Genomic DNA, 5,048 nt, shown 5'->3' on the forward strand with positions numbered 1-5,048 from the left:
GCTGTGGGTTTGAGTGCTTTGCGGCGGTTTTCTGTGATCGCTTGGGGGCGTTAGTTTCCGATCACGAGGATGCTGGCGGCGGATTCTATGACGTCGTCGGTGATGGTCTCGAGTTGGTTGATCTTGAGCACTCGGGCGATCTGAGGGAAGAGGCGTTCGAGGAGGCGGAAGTTGCCCCGGGTGATGCGTTCGATCGCGGCGATCGCTTGAGCGTCGGTGAAGTCGTCTGGGTCAAGAGTGCGGCCGAGGCGTTTCCAATGGCGATCGAGGACGAAGAGCAGTTCCTCGCGTCCTAGTGCCCGGTATCGGTGTGAAAATCCGAGGCGGCTGTAGAGCTGAGGGTAGTGGCGAAACCGCTGGTCAATGCCAGGCATGCCGATGAGGATGATCGCCAGGTCGTAGCGGTCGTGTTCATCACGGAGGAGTTCGAGTGCGGTCGGGGCCAGTCGTTCGGCTTCATCGATGATGAGCAGCTCGACCCACTTGTTGGTGTGACCTGAGTGGGCGCCGGTGACTTTGCCGATGTTGCGCTGGTGTTCGTCGATGCAGATGCCGAGCTTTGTCTGCAGGTGCGCGATCTCGTGCATGAGGATTTTGGGCCTGGGGAGCACCTCGGGGGTGTAGAACACGGTCCGGCACCGGTTCGCAGTTGCATAAAGCTTGGCGTCGTCTTCGGTGCGCGGCCCCCATTCGGTGATGAACGGTTCCACGGTGTCCCAGTGGGCGTATCGGCGTGCCGATTGGGTCTTGCCGATGCCGGCGTCGCCGTGACAGATGCCGATGGTGCGTTCCTTGCGTACCGCGGTGGCGAATTCGGTGAACCGGCGATGTTCCTTGGTGATGATGAAGTCCTTGGCCATCCTTAGTCCTCTTCGTAGGTGCGCAGCTTGGTTGGCCGCGCTCCGGGGGCGGCGGTGCGCGGTTCGGCCCGATCGGCGATACGCGGGATGCGGTCGTTGATGTCTTTGCGCAGTTGGCGCCGGCGGGCTCGGCGTGCGGTCTCGACTTCTTGCAGGCTTACCCGTTGGTTCGGGTGCGCCTCATCGATGGCCACGCAGAGGAAGGTGTCGCGGTCGTATACGCGAACCTCGGAGATGTCACGCGGGTCGTAGCGGATCGTCACCGGGCGGCCAACGAACGGTGCCAGAGTTGGCGCGAGGTAGCGCCGGCCTTGGAAGTGGATGCCGTCACGCTGCACGGTGCGGTGCTTGGGCACCGTCAGCAGCAGTCCGTCGAGTTCATCGAGGGATTCGGGCATGCGTGGCAACCACCCGTCACCGATCCACGCCTTCTTCGGGCTCGTCCCGATCTCCCGGTGGGTCCGCTCGTTGTAGGTGGCGATGAAACCGGCGATCGCCTGATCGAGCGCAGGTAGATCCAGAGATGGAGGTGTCTTGGCCCCTGGTGCCAGATGTCCGGGCAGGGTGGCCAGGAGCTCGGTGTTGACTGTGCCGAAGAACCGCTCGATCTTGCCTCGGCCTTGCGGGCGACCGACGGTGGAGAAGATGAGGCGGATTTTCAGTGAGACCGCGGTGTACTCGAGGTGGCGGCTGGTGAAGTCGCTGCCGTGATCGATATAGAGGACGTCGGGTAGTCCGCACATCGCCCAGGCCGGTTCGGTCTTGCGCCAGATCGCCTGTCGTAGCACCAGCGCGGTGTTCATCGCCGATGGCGCCCCGGTGAAGACCATGTACCCGCAGACCGCGCGGGAGTAGTCGTCCATCACCACCGTCAGCCAGGGCCGGTCGGGGGTGCCGCTGGCGCCGGTGATGAGGATGTCGAGTTCGGTGTGATCGGCTTGCCACGTCACATTCGGCCGTTCGGCGCGATGGCGGAACACCAGTTCATAGCGGTCCCGATATGCTGCCGGCCCCTCCAGAGCAAGCGTCACCAGGGCCGGGTCCAAAGCGTGGACGATGGCGCGGACCGTGGCATAGCTCGGGGCCGTCAGCCCCAAGCGACCCGCTTCGGCCGTGGTGAGCCGGTGCAATGCAGCGGTGCTCGGGCGTGGGCGGGTCAGCGCGAGGTGCTCGAGAAACGTGACCAGTTCCGCCGGAGTGCGTCGAGATCCCGTGTCGCGTCGTGGCCGCGGCTCCAACGCCGCGATGCCGCCGGTCTTGTAAAGCTGGTGCCAGCGTTGCAGTGTCCGCAGCCCGGTGCCGGTGTCACGGGCCAGGGTCGTCAGCGAGATGCCGTCCTCGACGTGAAGCCGGAGGATTCGCCACCGCTGCGGCCCGTCCATGTCACACCTGCTGGGAGACCATGTCGCGGTCGCGGGCAGCCTGTTGGTGCCGGTACAGCGTGGCGCGAGACCATCCGACCAATCGGGCGGCTTCCTCGGCGGTGCGACCCTTGGCGCGGGCGTCCCGAGCGATGTCGAGTTTCTCCGCAATCACCGCCGGGTCAACAGGCGGCCGACCGAACCGGGTACCGCTCTGCTTCGCCGCAGCGATGCCGGCATTGACTCGCTCGGTGATCAGCTCGCGCTCGTACTCGGCCAGCGTGGCCAGCATGCCCAGCATTAACCGGCCGGAAGTGGTCTCCGGGTCGATGCCGTCCGAAAGCGACTTGATCTTTACGCCCTTGTCGCGCATCAGGTTCACGGTGTTGAGGACATCGATCAAGGATCGGCCGAGCCGGTCGATGCGCCACACCACGACCGTGTCGCCGGACTCGGCATAGTCCAACAGGCGCTTCATCCCCGGGCGTTCGATCGCGGTCCGGCTACCCGAGGTCACATCCGCGAACACATCCCGCTTCTGCACCCCGGAATCCACGAGTGCATCCAACTGCAACTGCGCGTCCTGACTCGCAGTGCTCACGCGGGTGTACCCCAAGAGCCTCATGACATGATTATGACTCACAAACCCCTACCGAGCACCACCCTGCGACAGTTCACGGTGAGACGACTTCGCGAGAGGCAGAAGGTGCCCATCGGCCCATGAAGCGGTCTCGGCGTCCGGTCCCCGCCTGGTGTCTCATAAGACTGTAGGTTTTTAAGGCACATTCACGGCGCCAGGCGGGCCGCCGCGGGAGCCCTCGTCCACCCCGCTGGGGCCGCGGGTTTCAGGCGCAGCATGACGTCGGCATCTGGTTTCGGAAGAGGCCGGCCACGATGCGCAGGCTTTCGCTCATGGTCAGGTACGGCGCCCAGGTGTCGGCCAGATCGTCGACGGTCATGCCGCTTTTGATGGCGTAGGTGGCCGCCAGCATGATCTCCCCGGCCCCGTCCGCCAGAGCGTGCACGCCCAGAACCTTGCCGCTCACGGCGTCGGCGACGAGCTTCACCGCCCCGCGGGTGTCGTGCTGGACGAGCGCCCGGGGGACATCGGACAGGTCCAGGACGCGGCAGTCGCACGCGTGCCCTCGGGTGAGGGCCTCGTCCTCGGTCAACCCCGCCGAGGCCAGCTGGGGCCGGGTGAACACGACCGCAGGAAAGCCGGCGTAGTCGACCCGAGCTGCCGGCGGGTACCTGTCCTCGGTCAGGGCGTTGAGCGCGGCGGCCCGACCGCCGGCGGCGGCGGCGTAGACGTACTGGGGAGCCCCCGAGACGTCACCGGCGGCCCAGACGCGCGGGTTGGAGGTGCGCTGGGTCTGGTCGACCACGACGAAGCCGCGCTCGTCCACGTCCACACCGGCAGCGGCCAGGTTCAGGCCGTCGGTGCGGGGCAGGCGTCCGGTGGCCACCAGGACCTGCGCGCCGCGCACCTGTTCGCCCGAGTCCGTGGTCACCACCACCTCTCCTGCGGGGCCTGGTTCGCGGGCCACAGTGGTCGCGCGCTCTTCGACCACGGTGATGCCGTCGTCGGTGAAGACTTCCCGAAGTCTCTGGGCCAGCTCCGGCTCGGCGTGCGGCGCCAGACGCCCGACCACAGAGACCCGGGTGCCGAGGTGAGCGAACAGCTGGGCCTGCTCCATCCCGACGTACCCGCCACCGATAACGACCAGGGACTCAGGCAGCTCGGTCAGCTGCATCGCGGTGGTGGACGTCAGCCGGTCCACAGAGTCGAGACCGACCACCTCCGGGATGGCGGGGGTGGCACCGGTGGCGACCAGATAGGCCCGGGCCCGCAGCGCCTGGCCGTCGACGGCCAGGGTGTCCCCGTCCAGGAAGCTGGCCTGGCCTGGGCGGACCTGGAAGCCGTAGGCAGCGGCCACATCGGCGTACTTCGCATCACGCAGGCGCTCGATGAGTGCGTCCTTCTGGGCCACCAGATCGCCGAGGTTCACCGGTGCGGCTGACGTTGGGGCACCTTTGAAGGGATTGGTGAGCGCGGCGTGCCGGGCCCCGGCGGCCGCCAGGAGCGTCTTGGACGGCACGCAGCCGATGTTCACGCACGTCCCGCCCAGAACACCGCGCTCAACCAGCACGACGCTCTTACCGGCCTGGCTGGCCGCGATGGCGGCGGACATCGCCGCGCCTCCTGAGCCGATCACGGCCAGATCGACGTCGTAGTCCACACCCATTTGCCCACCTTCCTTCGCGTGACCCCTCTTCAGCGTCCATAGTGGACGTTCCAGCGCAGGGGAAGGTCAAGGCGAACATGGACGAGAGCCGAGAAAGGGGCCACTGTGCGCATCGGTGAGTTGGCCGTGGCCAGCGGCACCACAACCAAGACGCTGCGCTTCTACGAAGAAGCCGGCCTACTACCTGCGCCTGAGCGCACCGCCAACGGATACCGCGACTACACCCCTGCGGCCCTGGCGCGCCTGGACTTCGTTCGCCGCGGCCGCACCGCTGGGCTCACCCTGGCCCAGATTCGCGAGATCCTCGACATCCGCGACGCCGGAGTCGCACCCTGCCAGCACGTGCACGCCCTGCTCGAAGCCCACCTGGGCGACCTGGACCGCCAAATCGCCGACCTGCAAGCACTGCGACACACCGTCGCGCACCTTCACCACAGTGCCACCACCAGCGACCCCACCAAATGCGACACCACGACCGTCTGCCGCTATCTGTGACCAGACCGGTGCTCGCGTGTATCGCCATGAGCAGATGCCGCCACAGAGCGTCGACAGAACCCCGCCATATAACGGCGAAAGCCACA

5 protein-coding genes are annotated in these 5,048 nt (G+C 66.5%); 1 reads left to right on the top strand and 4 read right to left on the bottom strand.

All coding sequences use genetic code 11. The annotated features are described in order from the left end of the window. Positions 1-50: 50 nt before the first annotated feature. The 4 genes from G6028_RS00475 to merA form a co-directional block, all read right to left on the bottom strand. Positions 51-860, bottom strand: a complete 810-nt coding sequence (locus G6028_RS00475) for an AAA family ATPase (protein ID WP_163376768.1) — start codon at positions 858-860, stop codon at positions 51-53. A 2-nt stretch (positions 861-862) separates the two neighbouring features. Further along, entirely contained in the window at positions 863-2,242 is a 1,380-nt protein-coding gene (locus G6028_RS00480; RefSeq protein ID WP_163376769.1) for a Mu transposase C-terminal domain-containing protein, read from the bottom strand. Between the two features lies 1 nt (position 2,243). Next, on the bottom strand, positions 2,244-2,846 hold the full coding sequence (locus G6028_RS00485) for a recombinase family protein (protein ID WP_094364518.1): 603 nt from the start codon (positions 2,844-2,846) through the stop codon (positions 2,244-2,246). Between the two features lie 220 nt (positions 2,847-3,066). After that, a complete protein-coding gene (merA, locus tag G6028_RS00490; RefSeq protein WP_017838447.1) occupies positions 3,067-4,467 on the bottom strand; it encodes a mercury(II) reductase in 1,401 nt (466 codons plus the stop codon). Positions 4,468-4,572: 105 nt separating this feature from the next. On the opposite strand from merA, the gene G6028_RS00495 reads away from it, so the two are divergent. Then, positions 4,573-4,962, top strand: coding sequence for a heavy metal-responsive transcriptional regulator (locus G6028_RS00495; RefSeq protein ID WP_007928756.1), 390 nt, complete (start codon positions 4,573-4,575; stop codon positions 4,960-4,962). Positions 4,963-5,048: the final 86 nt, after the last annotated feature.

The sequence above is a fragment of the Dietzia cercidiphylli genome, from assembly GCF_014145145.1.
Lineage (GTDB): Bacteria > Actinomycetota > Actinomycetes > Mycobacteriales > Mycobacteriaceae > Dietzia > Dietzia natronolimnaea.